Origin of the sequence: Polaribacter sp. HL-MS24, from assembly GCF_032758595.1 — a bacterium.
GTDB lineage: Bacteria > Bacteroidota > Bacteroidia > Flavobacteriales > Flavobacteriaceae > Polaribacter.
Genome location: NZ_CP136415.1, coordinates 1,480,540 through 1,496,114, shown reverse-complemented (window position 1 = coordinate 1,496,114; position 15,575 = coordinate 1,480,540). Strand labels below are relative to the sequence as shown.

General features: G+C 39.0%; 14 protein-coding genes. 3 read left to right on the top strand and 11 right to left on the bottom strand.

Annotated features, from left to right (window positions below; all coding sequences use genetic code 11):
- Positions 1-47: 47 nt before the first annotated feature.
- The 5 genes from RRF69_RS07055 to RRF69_RS07035 form a co-directional block, all read right to left on the bottom strand.
- Positions 48-818, bottom strand: a complete 771-nt coding sequence (locus tag RRF69_RS07055; protein ID WP_316939135.1) for a hypothetical protein — start codon at positions 816-818, stop codon at positions 48-50.
- A gap of 206 nt (positions 819-1,024) precedes the next feature.
- Positions 1,025-1,573, bottom strand: coding sequence for an Ig-like domain-containing protein (locus RRF69_RS07050; RefSeq protein WP_316939134.1), 549 nt, complete (start codon positions 1,571-1,573; stop codon positions 1,025-1,027).
- Between the two features lie 50 nt (positions 1,574-1,623).
- Positions 1,624-2,280: a hypothetical protein gene (locus RRF69_RS07045; protein ID WP_316939133.1), complete on the bottom strand. Its 657-nt coding sequence runs from the start codon at positions 2,278-2,280 to the stop codon at positions 1,624-1,626.
- A gap of 50 nt (positions 2,281-2,330) precedes the next feature.
- Entirely contained in the window at positions 2,331-3,878 is a 1,548-nt protein-coding gene (locus RRF69_RS07040; RefSeq protein WP_316939132.1) for a T9SS type A sorting domain-containing protein, read from the bottom strand.
- 710 nt (positions 3,879-4,588) lie between these two features.
- Positions 4,589-4,897, bottom strand: coding sequence for a GIY-YIG nuclease family protein (locus tag RRF69_RS07035; protein WP_316939131.1), 309 nt, complete (start codon positions 4,895-4,897; stop codon positions 4,589-4,591).
- Between the two features lie 64 nt (positions 4,898-4,961).
- On the opposite strand from RRF69_RS07035, the gene RRF69_RS07030 reads away from it, so the two are divergent.
- Entirely contained in the window at positions 4,962-5,225 is a 264-nt protein-coding gene (locus RRF69_RS07030) for a hypothetical protein (RefSeq protein WP_316939130.1), read from the top strand.
- A 3-nt stretch (positions 5,226-5,228) separates the two neighbouring features.
- Here the strand turns inward: RRF69_RS07030 and RRF69_RS07025 are convergent, their stop codons facing one another.
- Together RRF69_RS07025 and RRF69_RS07020 are read right to left on the bottom strand one after the other, a co-directional pair.
- On the bottom strand, positions 5,229-5,975 hold the full coding sequence (locus RRF69_RS07025; RefSeq protein ID WP_316939129.1) for a LytTR family DNA-binding domain-containing protein: 747 nt from the start codon (positions 5,973-5,975) through the stop codon (positions 5,229-5,231).
- A 240-nt stretch (positions 5,976-6,215) separates the two neighbouring features.
- Entirely contained in the window at positions 6,216-7,457 is a 1,242-nt protein-coding gene (locus tag RRF69_RS07020; RefSeq protein WP_316939128.1) for an OmpA family protein, read from the bottom strand.
- 531 nt (positions 7,458-7,988) lie between these two features.
- Between RRF69_RS07020 and cas9 the strand changes: the two genes are divergently transcribed.
- On the top strand, positions 7,989-11,612 hold the full coding sequence (cas9, locus tag RRF69_RS07015) for a type II CRISPR RNA-guided endonuclease Cas9 (protein WP_316939127.1): 3,624 nt from the start codon (positions 7,989-7,991) through the stop codon (positions 11,610-11,612).
- Positions 11,506-12,582, top strand: coding sequence for a hypothetical protein (locus tag RRF69_RS07010; protein WP_316939126.1), 1,077 nt, complete (start codon positions 11,506-11,508; stop codon positions 12,580-12,582). Before cas9 ends, RRF69_RS07010 begins: the two co-directional genes overlap by 107 nt.
- 321 nt (positions 12,583-12,903) lie before the next feature.
- On the opposite strand, the gene RRF69_RS07005 is transcribed toward RRF69_RS07010, so the two are convergent.
- The 4 genes from RRF69_RS07005 to RRF69_RS06990 are packed head-to-tail and all read right to left on the bottom strand — an operon-like array spanning position 12,904 to position 15,573.
- On the bottom strand, positions 12,904-14,361 hold the full coding sequence (locus RRF69_RS07005) for a DUF3570 domain-containing protein (protein WP_316939125.1): 1,458 nt from the start codon (positions 14,359-14,361) through the stop codon (positions 12,904-12,906).
- Positions 14,362-14,371: 10 nt separating this feature from the next.
- The gene (locus RRF69_RS07000) at positions 14,372-14,584 is read right to left on the bottom strand and encodes a DUF4266 domain-containing protein (protein WP_316939124.1); all 213 of its coding nucleotides are present in this window, start codon (positions 14,582-14,584) and stop codon (positions 14,372-14,374) included.
- Positions 14,577-15,131 carry an FAD:protein FMN transferase gene (locus RRF69_RS06995; RefSeq protein ID WP_316941118.1) on the bottom strand — a complete coding sequence of 185 codons (555 nt, stop codon included), beginning with the start codon at positions 15,129-15,131 and terminating at the stop codon, positions 14,577-14,579. Before RRF69_RS06995 ends, RRF69_RS07000 begins: the two co-directional genes overlap by 8 nt.
- Positions 15,132-15,174: 43 nt before the next feature.
- Positions 15,175-15,573: an FAD:protein FMN transferase gene (locus tag RRF69_RS06990; protein ID WP_316939123.1), complete on the bottom strand. Its 399-nt coding sequence runs from the start codon at positions 15,571-15,573 to the stop codon at positions 15,175-15,177.
- Positions 15,574-15,575 lie beyond the last annotated feature (2 nt).

Below are 15,575 nucleotides of genomic sequence, written 5' to 3'. Positions count from 1 at the left end.
GTCTGCATCGGCATCGGTTGGACTGGAAATCCATGTAGAACCTCCATCTAAACTATATTCCCAGGAGCGTTGGCTACAAGGTTGGAAACTAAAATATCTGGGTTGGCAGTCACACCGTCATTGGGTGTTGCATCATCAGAAGCCAAACTTTGCAAAGCTGCATTTCCATCGATGAGTGTTCTAAAATCTATCGGTGTTGTATACACTGACAAGTCTACTGGATTTCCGTTTTCTGTCACTCCAGTTAAAAGTACATCCATTGATGGAATAAAGTCAAAATCGACAGCCTTAATAGAATGCCCCGATCCTACAGAAAGAGAAAATACCAACTTTCCGTTTGCAGGGTCACTCGCTGTGGTGTCTAAAACAAAAGACACACCGTCAATATTGATGGTTCCACTAGCCCCTGCTTCAAATGCCATTGTAACAGGATAGTCAATGGTCACTGTAACGAGATCTCCATTGTCAAAAAATGTTGGATTCACATAGTTTCCAAGCAATTGCGAAGTCAACGACGCCCTTAAAGGCACATAAGACTCCGTAAATGAAATGGGCAGAAAAGAGGTCCCCTCATAATAGTAGATTCCTACCGGGGAACAGGTTGTACAAAACACCATCAGTCCTTCTGGAATTGGAGCTTGGATGGCATTCATTTGTGATTGGCTAAGACGCGGTGGTAAAAACCCTTTTGTTGTACTCTTTATTTCTAATATGGCAGCAGGATTTGCAGTTGTAGTTCCAATTCCCACCTGAGCAAAGGTGGTTAAGCCTACCATAAAAAATAAAATCGTCAATATATATTGCGTAAAATTTTTCATTGCTTTTGATTTTGATAAGTTATATAACTTCATTTAAAAGTTAAATTTTGAATATTCTAAATTATTATTTGGATGATGAATTTCCGAATTGAAGAAACCCAATCAGATTGTTTTTGAAGACTGGTGTATCCTTACACCCGTTGAGAGCACCCTGGTAAAAACCAGTCCCCTCTTCCAAAACCCTTTGTTCCAGCTTCATTTTTGTCTTATTGTTGAATTACAAGACTTGCCGAAATGGTAAATGATCTTCCGTCTGCTTTTGTTGCTTTGATCGTAATCCCATGGGTATCAACAGACAATGCAGGAGAAATGGTATCATCGGCCAAGGTCCAGGTTCCGTTTAAGTTGTTTGTCGTTGTATATTCAGTTCCTCCAACAGTCACCGTAACCACAGTCGTTGTTTGTCCTACAGTTCCATTCAGTTCTGGAGTGGTATCTGTAGTGATTAAAGAAACTGCATCTACTGTAACTCCCGAATCATTTGCCAAAGCGACAAAATCGGTACCATCCGACATGTAGATTCCCTTTGGATTACAATCGGTACAATAAATCATAAGTCCTTGAGGTGCTGTAGCATTCAATGCATCTAGCTGGTCCTTATTCATACGTGGTGGCAAAAAACCTTTCGAGTTACTTTCTAAATGAAGTGCTGCAGCAGGGTCGGGAGTAATGGTTCCAATCCCCACTTGAGCAAAAGAGGTTGTACTTAGTGTAAAAAATAAAGTGATGACTAAAATTTGTTTTAAATATTTCATGGTATTGGTATTTATATTATTGTTGTGTTTAAAATTTGAAATGAGCACTGTTAACCGACAACTTCTGGAGGAGGTGTCATGTATTTACAATGCACTAGACCGATATAAGCGGCAACACTTCCTCGATGGGAAGTCTGTGTGATTTTCAACACATTGGATGCATCTTCATAAATGCCATGAGAACAGGTATATTTTAGAAACTGATGTACTTGAAAAATTGGGGGCCGTATCTGCTCTAGCAGCTTGTTGCTGTAGACCAACTGTCCTATGCTCGTACTCAAAATACCCGCAGTTTCTCCCAACACCAAAGCGTCTTGATTCTTTAGCACAAGCTTCTGAGTTAGGAGTAAAATTCCCTTTGTAATCTTCAGGGTATTTTCAATTTTGAGCTCGGTGTGAATGGCAACCCAATCAGCATTTTCCAACTGAAGATTTGGAAGCACTAACTTCTCTTGCGTGCTGCTCAAAATTTGAGGCGTTTTAGCATTTAAAAGTAGCGTTCCTTCACCCGTAATATCGGCATTGATTTGGTTCCAAGTTTCCTGAGAACTTACAATCGTCGTTGCATCACCAAGACTCAAAGTGGTTCCTTTTTGCAAATAGAACTGTGCCCATGAAGAAACACTCGCGCACAACAAGCAGACTCCTATAAAGAGAGGTCTGCTTGCATGCACAAGAGAATTGGCAATCTGAATATGTTTATTCATAAACATGGTCGTGTTTATCGGTCTATATTCTCGTTTCTATGAGGTAGATTTTATTCTAAAATTATCTTTTTAGACAGTTTCGTATTTTGAGTCTCTAACTGTACTAGATAAATTCCTGAAGCTAAGTGACTTGGTAGCGAAATGTCGTTTACCGTTTTCAATTGAAAATCAGAAGAAAGTACCTCTTTCCCTAAGATGGTATACACCTTCACCGAAGCAGCTCCTTGCTGAACAGTAGCAATTCGAAGATTTGTGTTGCTAGTTGTATAGACATTAATTGGCGTATGGTTCATTTCAGAATCAACACTCAAATTTTCGGTGGACGTATGTAGATAAAAACGCCCTATCCCACTCAAATCAGTATCTAAAGTGACTAGGTGGCTTTCTGTTGTGATATTGGTGATCGTTTCAGCAACTTTGTCTTCCAAAAACACCATGATTCCTTCGGGTAGGTTTTCAACCGTTGTACTAAAAGTGATTTCTTGATTCGCCGCTGCTCTTACCGATAGTGGTACTATAGAAGCTTCATAATTCGAATCAGGCAAACACTGCAAGGTAAAGTCAATCCCATTGCTATCGCTGACCAAATGGGTGTCGATGGCAAAAGAAGAAACGGTACCACTAAAGGTTCCTGCATCCCAACCAATGTCTAAACCGGAAGTGGTATTTGAAAAATATTTTAAAATGGTTCTAGAAGTATCGGTTCCATTGGTTAAACGAACCGCAATGCTTGGAGTCGTTTCTGCTCTTTGGAAATTTCCTGTTGCTGGATCTTCTACTGCTCTCAAATTCTCCGAAAAGCTAAAATTTGAAGTTTGATCGGAGGCTCCATTTACCATAAATGCTTGCCCCGGGTGCAATTGCTCATCAACTGATGACAAATTGAAAGGAACATAGGTGGCCAGTTCTGGATTCCAAAAATAAAGAGCCCCAAAAACTTCTGAATTGATATTGCTCATATTGGCTGTAAAAATTTCTGCTTTAGAAAGAAAAGCAGTGTATGGATTTCCAACACTTGTCCACCCGTTTCCATTACCCCCTATGGTAACGTCAACATTTCCAACCGTTAAGGCGCCTTCAAAAGTATAGGTTCCCGCTTCTTCTCTACTAGTACTATATCCTATTCCGTTATTAAAATTCCCTAAATTACCCTGATTCTCATCAACAGGTGCACCAACACTTTGGTATACCCATCTCGAAGCGATAGGCTTTGAATTATCAAACTCCGCAATCGCATAATTAGTCGTACTAACTCTAATTTTGTTGTCGGCATGCGCTGCGAAAGTCTTAATATCTTGAGTTCCCGCTCCAACAGGAGGCGAAACCAAATGCCAGGAAGTTCCTGTTGCATTTACAAAACGTTGGTAAGTGACACTACCTGTTGCAGTTCCTTTTACAATTAAAACTCCACTATTGTTCTCGTCCGAACTCACCGTTACATTTCCTGCCGTTTGAATCTCATTGCTAAAATTACTTTTGACAAACACATGGCTTTCTGGAGTTATGTAGAGAGAGCCTCCTGTATAAACACTTAAATCTTGTGCCCAAGCGATATTCCCTACCACAGCACACAGTATAAAAAAGATAATTTTATTCATGTTTTTTTTTTTTTTAATTCTTACTTTATAAGACAAATTTGAGGCTACTATTTCACATTTTTTTACACGAATAAACAAGTGGTCGAAAATTAGTACAAGTGGGTTTAAAAATAGAATAAGTGTTTTTTTTGAGACCTCAAAACACCCCTACGAGTGCCCTTTGGAGCCCCTGTGTTTTTCACTCCATAGGAGTCTCAGAAACACAACCCACCGTGTTTGTCACTCCGTTAGGAGTCTCAGGAAGACAATTGGGTTGCTTACTCTTGTGGGCTCACTCTTGCGTGGGTTCCTTTCAGGAAGACAAACTGCATGGGCTTACTCTTGTCCGCTCACTCTTGCGTGGGTTCCTTTCAGGAAGACAAACTGGGTGGGCTCACCCATCGAGTTTGTCACTCCGTAGGAGTCTCAGGAAGACAATTGGGTTGCTTACTCTTGCTGGCTCACTCTTGCGTGGGTTCCTTTCAGGAAGACAAACTGGGTGGGCTCACCCATCGAGTTTGTCACTCCGTTAGGAGTCTCTGGAAACCAACTGGGTTGCTCACTCTTGTGGGCTCACCCATCGAGTTTGTCACTCCGTAGGAGTCTCTGGAAACCAACTGGGTTGCTTACTCTTGTCCGCTCACTCTTGCGGGTTCACTCTTGTGTGGGTTCCTTTCAGGAAGACAAACTGGGTGGGCTTACCCCCCGTGTTTGTCACTCCGTTAGGAGTCTCAAAAAGATGATTTAAAAACGACCAATTTGGATTTTGGCTTGCAATCAATGCTTCTTTTTTTTTCTCTATTTAAATTTTTTATTTCCTTCTCTCTAGCTATGGCTTTTTGTATCCATCCAAAATGCTCAAAATAAACTAGAAAATGAGTATTGTACTTTGCAGTAAAACTCTTTGGATTTAACTTTACTGTGTGCTCATAGAGTCGCCTCCTTAGGTTGTTAGTGACACCTGTATATAAAACTGTTTTGGATTTATTAGTAAGTATATACACGTAAAAATTGTAAATTCCTTTTGTATGTGATATCATAAATATTGATTTTTTTAATTGTTAGCTTACTCGTGTGTGGGTTCCTTTCAGGAAGACAAACTGGGTGGGCTCACCCATCGAGTTTGTCACTCCGTTAGGAGTCTCAGGAGACCAACTGGGTGGCTTACTCTTGTCCGCTCACTCTTGTGTGGGTTCCTTTCAGGAAGACAAACTGGGTGGGCTCACTGTTGTGGGCTTACTCTTGCGGGCTCACTCTTGTGTGGGTTCCTTTCAGGAAGACAAACTGGGTGGGCTTACTCTTGCGGGCTTACTCTTGCTGGCTTACTGTTGTGTAGGAGTCTCTAGAAACCAACTGGGTGGGAATTGAACATCACACATTTAAAAACTTCCGAAGTGTATCTTGTCTTCTTTTCGAAATGGACAAAGATTCTCCGTTAACTAAATGGCAGTAAATCCCTTCAGAACGATTGATATTGACAACCTTTTGAATATTGACAATGTATTTGTGGTGAATTCTAAAAAAAAGCTGCGGAGGAAGAATCTTTTCATATTCTCCAATATTTTTGGAAACTACTTTTACCTCTTGATCTAATAAGTGAAAAATAGTATACTTGCCATCGGCTTCTAGATACAAAATATCTTTGATGACTAAAAACTCAATGGATTTTGTCGTAGAAACGGCAATCAATACTTCGGAATGAAATCCCTCTGATCTTTGTGCAATAATTTTCAGATTGATATGATGTAGGGCTGATTTGACTACACTTTTAAGCTGTACAATGTTGATAGGCTTTAAAAGGTATCCTGCCACATGATATTGATTGATGGCTTTCAGCGCCTGTGATTCATCGGCACTAATGATGATGATTTCGGATTGTAAGTCCTTAATTTCAGATAAGATTTCTAAGCTATTTCTTTGCTCACCCAAATGAATGTCTAACAGGATCAAGTCGGGTGTTTCCAAGAACAATGCCTCTACAAATTCATCAGAATTTTTTGCAGTTGCAGTGACTTCCAATTCTGGACAATAGGTCGCTATTAATTTTTGAAGTAGGGCAATGTTTAGAACATCATCCTCTACTATTAGTGTCCTGATTCGATCTCCGGTATTTCTCATGCCATAAATTTTATCTCTCAAAATTATGCTAAAAAAAAAACGTTGCTCTGAAATACTTGTACCGTTTAATATCTGGTAAAATATAAGTATAAGTGTATTAAAATTTGGAATAAGTGGTTTTAACTACAGTAATACCTTTTCATTAAATACCAAAATGAGCCCTTTTTAAAAGCGGAAAAGAAAAACGCCACTTCCCATAGCTTAGGAAGTAGCGTTTAAAAAACTACTCTCTCTTTTCAATTATTCGCTCACTCGGATTTCAACTCTTCTATTCATAGCTCTACCTTCTTCGTGCATATTAGAGGCAATTGGCTTCAATTCGCCATAGCCTATTGCTTTGATATTCTTTGCAGGGATTCCATTTTTAATTAAGAAATTTCGAACTGTATTGGCTCTTAAAGTAGCTACTTTTTGGTTTTTATCTTCACTTCCAATGTTATCTGTATGCCCTTCTATGGTAATCTGAGCAGTAGGATGTTTTTGGAAAGCAGAAAGAATCTCCAACAAAACACCATAGGATTCCTCTTTAAAGCTACTTCTAGAAGCATTGAAATGAATTAATTTCGTAAACTCTTTTACTACTTTATTTGGGTTTTCTTTCTTCACTTGTACAGGGCAACCATTGTTTGCAGAAATTCCTTTTGTGTAAGGACATTGATCGTCTTTATCTATGATCCCATCGTGGTCTGTATCTTTGTAGGGACATCCATTATTTCCTTTTGGGCCATAGATATGATCACATTCATCAATAGAATCGATCACACCATCACCATCGGTATCTGGACATCCATGGTTCGCTTTCGTTCCAGCAATTTTAGGACAGTTATCTTTTGCATCTTCTACACCATCATTATCCCTATCTGGACAGCCTTTAAATTCGGCAAACCCAAAAACATCCGGACAAAAGTCTTCTGAATCAATCACACCATCTTGATCTCTGTCCGCTTTCACTTTTGGGCGAAAAGCAATTCCAGCAAAATACTGAATATGCCCCGTATTGTATAGCACATCATCCTCTCCAGACCATTTGGCCATCGTTTCAAGATTCACACCCAAAGAACTATTGATCCAATACGTTAGACCTCCACCAAAGTTGTAAGAAAGTGATGCCCCTGAAAGATTGAATGCACCAAATCCTCCAGAAAAATACATCGTAAAGTTGTTCTTTTCTTCACGTTGAGCACTCCATAAATAATATTTTGCATTTACATCTGTAGCAAGATATCCTAAATTTTTGGTGATAACTTCTCCATCAATCACTGCTTTTGATTTCAAAAACTTGTTGTTACTTATAAAGAAACCCACAGACCAATGGGGCGAAATCTTATAATCCAAACCTGCAGCAATAGGATTGGAAAAAGCCATTTTATCCGTTTCAAAAACCTTGAATACATTTGAATCTCCAGAATTATTTACAGCATTCAGACCTACTTTAAATGACCATTTTTCATAGTTATCAACTTTCTGATACTTTTGTGCCATTGAAAATAGGCTACAAAAAAAAATTACAAAAAACAAGTTGTGCTTCATATTGATTTTTATCCAATTTTTGTCATGAACTGCAAATAAAAAACAAACTTTTGATACTATGTTACACCAAGTAACAAGTGGTCAAATAAAGGTATAAGTGGGTTGAATTTGAGAATACATTGTTGATTTAGGGGTCTATGAAGCTCTTAAAATGCTGGTTTTACCAACATTTTCGACTCTAAAAATGCTCTTTTCCCCTCATTCTATGCGCAGATTGTTATTTTTGGTGCTTCAAGTGCATGAAAAGAATACGCCGACCAGGTGCAAAAAAAACGACACCATAGAATCTATGATGCCCCTTTGTATGTTTTCACAACGGAATCGTCCTTATTGTGAATTGAAATCAAATTGCACTTCAAATGTATAAAAAATTTGTTAGTTTTAAAAAAAAAGCTATTTTTCACAAAATTTTTACACACAACTTCCCCACTCTTTTGAAATAAGATCAAATCTCAATCTTCCAAGATTGTACAAAAAAGAGCGATGAAAAGAATTGTAGGATTAAGCCTTAGTCCCCATTCCATTGGTTGGGCTATTAGTACTCAAGACATTGAAGATCACCGAGGAGCTATTGCCAAAATAGGCTGTCGAGTACTGCCGATGCCTCAAGATGTTTTGGGAAAATTTGATGCAGGCTATTCGCTTTCACAAACTGCTGAACGTACCCAATATAGAATCCTCCGAAGACGCCACCAAAGAATGCTTTTGCGAAGAGCTCGATTGCATCGAGTATTATATCGTATGGGTTTTTTGCCAGCGCACTATGAACAGTCTCTCGATTTTAAAAAGCAATTAGGCCGATTTAAAGAACATTCAGAAGTAAAACTCAATTACAGAAAAAATAGCCAAGGTAATCACGAATTTCTATTTAAAGATTCCTTTGCAGAAATGACGGCAGTATTTAAAGCGCATGGACAGGAGGCAAAAATTCCCTATGACTGGACACTCTATTACCTAAGAACAAAAGCCCTGACCCAAAAAATTAAGAAGGAAGAATTGGCTTGGATTCTCTTGCATTTCAATCAAAAAAGAGGCTATTCGAAATTGCGAAGTGAAGGCGAGAAAGTACTTCCCAAAAGAACCCAAAAAGAATACCACGAGCTCAAAATAAATGCCGTGATTGCCACCGAAGAAAGTGACTCCAAAGGAACTTGGTACCATCTTCACCTTGAAAATGGCTGGGTCTACAAAAGACAAAGTACTGCCCCTTTACAACATTGGGTAGGTAGTACAAAATCCTTTATGGTGACCACCCATCTCGACGCAAACGGAAAGGAAAAGGTAGATGATGAGGGAGTCGTACTTAGAAACTTTAATGCGGTAGATCCTGAAAAAGATTGGATTGCCATTAAAGAAAAAACAGAACAAGCACTCAAAACACAAGCCAAAACGGTTGGAGAATATATCTTCGAGCGACTCCTAGAACATCCGATTCAAAAAATAAAAGGTGCCTGGATCAAGACCATCGATCGGAGCTTTTACAAATCAGAATTGAAGGCCATCTTGCAAACACAAGCTACTTTTCATTCTGAACTGACCGATGTTCAACTGTTTTCTGACTGTGTGCACGAATTGTATCCCAAAAATGAAGGCCATCAAAAAGCACTTCTCGAACAGAGCGCTTCAGACTGCTTTTCTCATTTATTTATCGAAGATCTTCTTTTTTATCAAAGACCCTTAAAGCCCAAACCTTCAAGTCATCCAGACTGCCCCTATGAATCAAGGTATTACCTAAAAGATGGACAAAAAGTACGCAAGGCAGTAAAATGTATTTCGAAGTCGCATCCCATCTATCAAGAATTTCGTTTGTGGCAATTTGTGCATCATCTTCGGATTTTTGAAAAAGGAGCCCCAGCGCAAGGAGTCTTTGAAACCGATGTTACAGAACAGTTTTTTAGCTCTGAAAAGGACTGGGTTGACTTGTTTGACTTCCTAAAAGACAGCAAAGAAGTAACCCAGAAACAAGTGCTTCGCTTTTTGGTACGTGAACAAAAGATTGAAAAAAATCAGCTCCAAAAATATCGTTGGAATGATGTGGCGAATAAAAAATATCCTTTGAATGAAACACGAGCCGCATTGCTTTCTCGATTGAAAAAAGTAGCACATCTAAAGGCAAGCTCCTTTTTAAATTATGAAATGGAAGTTGCCTTGTGGCATTTAATTTATTCAATCAAAGACCCCAATGAATACCTCCAAGCATTGAAAACTTTTGCACGAAAAAACAAGCTTGATGCTCCTTCTTTTGTGGGAAGTTTTAGTCAGTTCCCTCCTTTTCCAAAAGCCGCTGCCAGCTATTCCGAAAAAGCCCTAAAAAAAATACTTCCTTTGATGCGATTGGGGAAGTACTGGAATGCGAATGCACTTTCTCCCGAAACACACCAACGCGTTTCCCAGGTGATGAACTCGCTCCAACAATTTGGAAGTTCGCCAACAGAATCTACAGAAATTTCGAAAGAGTTTCAAGACTGTTTTTTGCCCTTGCTGCATAAAAATGCAACCAAAGGTTTGAACGCGAAACAAGCCTGTTTTGCAGTGTACAATCACCACAGCAAAGCGGGTCTAATCAGTAATTGGAACTCCCCCAAAGCTATAGATCACTTTTTAAATAAGGAGTTTCAACAACAGCATTTTAACAACCCTATTGTTGCACAGGTCGTTGCGGAAACTCTCCGTGTGGTTAGAGATCTTTGGCAAACTTATGGAAAGGGAGCCGAGAATTTTTTTGATGAAATTCATGTCGAAATGAGCAGAGAACTGAAAAGCAGTAGTGAGAAACGCAAACTTTTGTCATCGCGTATCCACGAAAATGAAAATACAGAACACCGAATCAAAGCCCTCTTGGAATTGCTTAATGAAACCTCTTCCAACGAAATTCGATCCTATTCTCCGAGTCATCAAGAACTTTTAAAAATCTATGAAGAAGGCGTCTTTCAAAATCCAAATGCCGACTATTCTGAAGTGACTGAGGCAGCCATTCATCGAATTCGGAAAAGCGATGCTCCTAGCAGAGCAGAACTAGAGACCTATCGCTCGTGGTTAGCGCAAGGTTATATTTCGCCCTATACAGGCGAACGGATTCCCTTGGACAAACTATTTACAGATGAATACCAACGAGAACACATTCTTCCCCAATCGCAGTATTTTGAAAATTCCAAAGCAAATATGGTGATTTGTGAACATGAAGTCAATGAAGCTAAGGGTTCACAAACCGCCTATACCTTTATGAAAGAACAAGGAGGAAAGCTCCTCAAGGCTAACAATGGTAGGTTGATTGGATTGCTCAATTTTGAAGCCTACAGCATCCATTGTCATCAGTATTTTAAAAATAACCGTCGGAAACTTGAGTATTTAATGGCGGAAAAAATTCCTAAGGAAATCATCAAAGGGCAATTCAAAGAACAAAGTGCTGTAGAAAAAATGATGTGTATTTTATTAAGCAATCTCGTTCGAGAAGCAGATGAAAAAGAAGCCACCTCAAAACGGGTCTTGCCAGTTATTAGTGCTGTTTCGTCTAAACTAATTCAAGATTGGCAGCTACACCAGACGTGGAATGCAATTATTGCCCCAAGATTTATCCGATTGAACACACTGACCAACAGTTCGGATTTTGGACAGTGGGATGCAAAAATTGACGCCTTTAGAAGTATGGTTCCAGAGCAAATCGCTCGGGGATTTCACAAAAAGAAAATCGATTATCGATTTGCCGCTCTTCATGCGTTGGTCGTGGCATGTTGCACAAAAAATCATCTCGAATACTTGAGTTCCTTGCATGCGAAAAAAGAAAAATTATCCTTAAAACCCATCCTCTTCGAACAAAATAAGATGGGGAATTTCAAACATAAATTTCAGCTTCCTTGGGAGGAATTCATATCTGAACTCAAAGAAAAGCTAGACATAACAGTGATTAGTTTTAAACAGAATGTTCGCATCATCAACAAAACCAATAATGCAACCTTAGCAATGGAAGCGACAAGCGAATGGTCATTTTCAAAAAGAACGGGTGAAGCAAAAAGGCCCTATAACGACGTCGAATCTTCAAAACTGGGCCATTCGAAAACCCCTACACAAAGAAACCGTTTCGGGGAAAGTATACATTCAAAATATTAAAAAAGGAGAAAGCTGGTTGATGCGTTACCTCGACCAACCCAACCTCATTGTCGATAAACGCATTCGAAACCGTGTGGTTGCTCTCGGAACAGAATTTGAGCAGAATCTCAAAAAAATGAAACAACATCTCAAACGGTATCCCATGAGGATGGATGGAAAAGAAATCACCAAAGTTTCTGTATTTGAATGGACTCAAAACGCAACAGCAACTCGGGTTTCTTTGGATGAAAAATTTACACGAAAACAACTCGGTGCCATTACAGACAGAGGGATTCAAACCATCTTGGAAAACCACCTTCTGAAATACATCGACGCCAACCAAAAAGAGCGCTTCGATTTGGCATTCAACCCCGAAGGACTTGCAGATATGAACGCCCATCTTACCGAACTGAATGGAGGAAAACCGCATCAGCCCATATACAAAGTACGCCTGTACGAGGAGGGAAATAAATTTCCAGTAGGCCAAAAAGGTTCCAAGAAGCGAAAATTTGTAGAAGCCGCAAGAGGGACCAATCTGTTTTTTGCAGTGTATTTGAATGAAAAAACAATGGAACGTGATTTTGAAACCATTCCTTTACATCAGGTGATCGCTCATCAAAAAGAAATGGCAACAGTTTCTAAAGGAAACAAGCTTCCCATTGCTCCCAATCCTGCCAAAGGGCGATTGCTTTTTAGCCTCTCTCCCAACGACCTCATCTACCTACCAACAGACGATGAGTTGGATGAAAAAAACTCGGTAGACTTTAAAAATCTTAACAAAGAACAAGTGCATCGCATCTATAAAATTGTAAGTTTTACAGGCAAGCGGTTGTATGGTATTCCACATCATGTTGCAAAACCGATACAAGACAAAGTAGAATTTTCTACCTTAAACAAAGTAGAAGCCGATTTTGAAAAAAGATCTTTGAAAACCTTTTGCTGGAAATTGCAAATCAGTCGACTAGGAGAAGTTCTCGGCGTTGAACGCTGATTCAATAGAATTTGCTTGTAATCATTATCGTGAGAAAATTGCGGAAAAGAGTCCATCATTGAAAGATTGGGGAATCTATGTATCTAGTGATTGCTCACATAGACCGCGCAATTCGAAATCAATTCACAACTTAAGATATATTGTAAAAATTGTTTCTGTGCCCTATAGACAGTGTGAATGTACATTTAGTTTTTTAGAAAACCAAAGAAAAATATTTTTTTAACAAAAAAATAGCAATACTTACTTGTTTAAAGGCATTCTGATTCAAAAATTGAGCCTTTTGACATGACCAACTCGATTTCAAGGCTGTTTAAAAAAAAATTAATCTACAATAAACTTAAATCCTATTCCCATAAAATGAGCACTCAAGCCATTTGATCGTTGGTAATTGTTGTACTTAAAATCGATGCTTTTCAGTCCAACTTTCCACAAATGAGCTTTGGTAAAAATATCGGTATAACTGATCCCGAAGCCAAATTGTTGAGCATTGAATTGTGCCAAATCGTAATCGGAAGTATAAAATTCACTCGTCGATAGGTTTTGTTCATAAGGCGCAAAATAATCTGCTTTCGTTTGATCATAATATCGATAAGAAGGATAGAGCGTAAATTGATCCGAAATTTTAATTGGCATTTCCAAACTTGCCGTATTGGACTGCATGCCCCAATCGTCAAAATAATAGCGATAATAGGTTCGAAGAGAAATGACCTCATTGACATAATAATTCAGTCTTAAGCCCACAGGAATTTTCAATCTGCTAGAAGGCAAGCGCTCGATGTCATCTGCCAATTGAAATACGTCGGTATTGGAAGCAGAAGTATAAGTGGGAATACTGGCCGCATTTCCAATATAAAAATTTGGAACATCACCAAAATAAACACGTTGCAGAGGGTTTGCCAACCATCCTTGTTGTTTTACGAGATCCAAAAACACAGAAAACTGAGCGTTTTGTGTGAGGATTTGAGAAAAACTGAAAGAAACCGAATAGGTATTTCTTCCCTTGTCTTGTATCGTAGCAAAGCCATTCAAGGGTTTCCATTGACTTGAGGCATTTCCGTTCTGATTGCGTATGGTAACCCCATTAAAAAAGCCCTGGTTCTGGTTGCCGTTTTCGTCGTCATAGGCTTTTAATTCGGTAGGATAAATGGGTTGCCAAGCATCTATATAGACCTTTCCACTAAGCCCAATAGTTGTGTTCTTTTCATTAAAAAGTTGAGTGATTCCCCCTCCAAATCCGAAAGAAGTATAATCGTATTCTGTGGCAAAAGAAACATCTGCATTCCAAAAGGTATTTCGATCCTCCGAACTGTGTGCATAATCGGCATTGACAGAAGACCATACATCCGAACGCGAAGCTCCAGTAGACGCAAGCCAAGGGCTTCCAATTACAGATCCCGCGGCATTGCTACCTCGGTCGTTGTCATCATCATCGTCGTCATCATCATCATCGTATCCATTACCTGAAGCCCCTGTGATATCAAAAGGGTTTCCATTACTTGAAGAAGCCGACGAGTATGCAGAAATTCCTGCATCTATGGTCAGAACATCATCATCATTCAATGGAATACTCAAAACAATGGTTGCTGTTGCATCTGATAATTGTTCTGTTCCAATTCCACCTGTTACTGATGCATTGTTCCCCTCTTGACTGTAATAACTGCTTAAAAAATCAATTTCTGCAGTTTCTAAAACTCTCTTTTTGTATGCATCGGGCGTTTCTTCTTGAGCGAAAATGCTTCCAAAGCAAAAAAGGGCCATCATTATTTGTAGGTGTTTCATCGGTATCAATTTAATTACAACCACAGCCTCCACCTGATTTTCCACCATTTGCGCCCGCTGCTCCTTCTCGATAAACTTGAAAGGCAGTTTCAAAACGATCTATCTTTTTTGTTGTCAGTGCCATATCTGGATCACTAAGCTTTACCTTTTCATATTCTTTTACAGCTACACAGGAGCTGTAAAAACTGATGAGGAATGCATATATTATTGTTTTTTTAATCATTTTTTAAAGGATTTAATGTGATGTTTTTTGAAGTAAGAATATGATTGTCTTGATCGACGATGATACATTCTACTCCTTTTAATTGATTGATAAAGTCCAAACCCGTAGAAGTGCCCATAACAAAAATGGAAGTAGCGAGTGCATCGGCCAATTCGGCTGTTTTTGTAAATACCGTTGCACTTAAAATTCCTGTTGCAGGATAGCCCGTTCTAGGATCGATTATATGAGTGTACAGCACATTATTGAATTTTACATATTTTTCATAGTTGCCCGAAGTTACAACAGCACTGTTGTAAACTGGCATCCATGAGAACACTTTTTCTTTGTTTAATGGATTGACAATGGCAACCGTCCAGTCTTTTCCGTTGGGTTGTTTGCCCCAAGTATTTAAGTCTCCTGAGGCATTGATAATGCCCGCGGAAACCCCTTTTTCAATCAGCAAGGCTTTTGCTTTATCTGCAGCATAGCCTTTACCAATTCCACCAAACCCAATTTTCATTCCTGGATTTTTCAGAAAAACCGACTGTTGTTCGTCATTTAAAAGAATATTTTGGTAGCCTATTTTTGCAACAGATTTTGCAATTTGGGCCTTAGGAAGGCATCTCGGTCATGGAACCATCAAAATGCCAAACACGATCCATAGAAGCATAGCTGATATCAAATGCTCCGTTGGTGATTTTTGAGATTTTCAGAGCACGTTGAATCAATTGATACAATTCGGCATCCACAACTACAGGTTTGATCCCCGCATTGGCATTAATTTCTGAGGTTTGCGATGTTGGATCCCATGAAGAGATTCGTTTTTCAATGCGAGTAATTTCCTGAACTGCTGCATCGATGTATTTGTTTCCTTGAAGAGAATCTTTAGCAACTACAGTGATCTCAAACCAACTCCCCATGCACTTTAATGTTTGATGAAACACCTCTTGTGCGTGGCTCCTTGAACCGATAAATCCAATAATTATTAAAAGGAAAAATTTAATTTTCATCT

Excerpts from the sequence above, each read along its gene's own strand:
- RRF69_RS07055 (WP_316939135.1), bottom strand. The coding sequence starts at position 818 with ATGAAAAATTTTACGCAATATATATTGACGATTTTATTTTTTATGGTA.
- RRF69_RS07050 (WP_316939134.1), bottom strand. The coding sequence starts at position 1,573 with ATGAAATATTTAAAACAAATTTTAGTCATCACTTTATTTTTTACACTA.
- RRF69_RS07045 (WP_316939133.1), bottom strand. The coding sequence starts at position 2,280 with ATGAATAAACATATTCAGATTGCCAATTCTCTTGTGCATGCAAGCAGA.
- RRF69_RS07040 (WP_316939132.1), bottom strand. The coding sequence starts at position 3,878 with ATGAATAAAATTATCTTTTTTATACTGTGTGCTGTGGTAGGGAATATC.
- RRF69_RS07035 (WP_316939131.1), bottom strand. The coding sequence starts at position 4,897 with ATGATATCACATACAAAAGGAATTTACAATTTTTACGTGTATATACTT.
- RRF69_RS07025 (WP_316939129.1), bottom strand. The coding sequence starts at position 5,975 with ATGAGAAATACCGGAGATCGAATCAGGACACTAATAGTAGAGGATGAT.
- RRF69_RS07020 (WP_316939128.1), bottom strand. The coding sequence starts at position 7,457 with ATGGCACAAAAGTATCAGAAAGTTGATAACTATGAAAAATGGTCATTT.
- cas9 (WP_316939127.1), top strand. The coding sequence starts at position 7,989 with ATGAAAAGAATTGTAGGATTAAGCCTTAGTCCCCATTCCATTGGTTGG.
- RRF69_RS07005 (WP_316939125.1), bottom strand. The coding sequence starts at position 14,361 with ATGAAACACCTACAAATAATGATGGCCCTTTTTTGCTTTGGAAGCATT.
- RRF69_RS07000 (WP_316939124.1), bottom strand. The coding sequence starts at position 14,584 with ATGATTAAAAAAACAATAATATATGCATTCCTCATCAGTTTTTACAGC.
- RRF69_RS06990 (WP_316939123.1), bottom strand. The coding sequence starts at position 15,573 with ATGAAAATTAAATTTTTCCTTTTAATAATTATTGGATTTATCGGTTCA.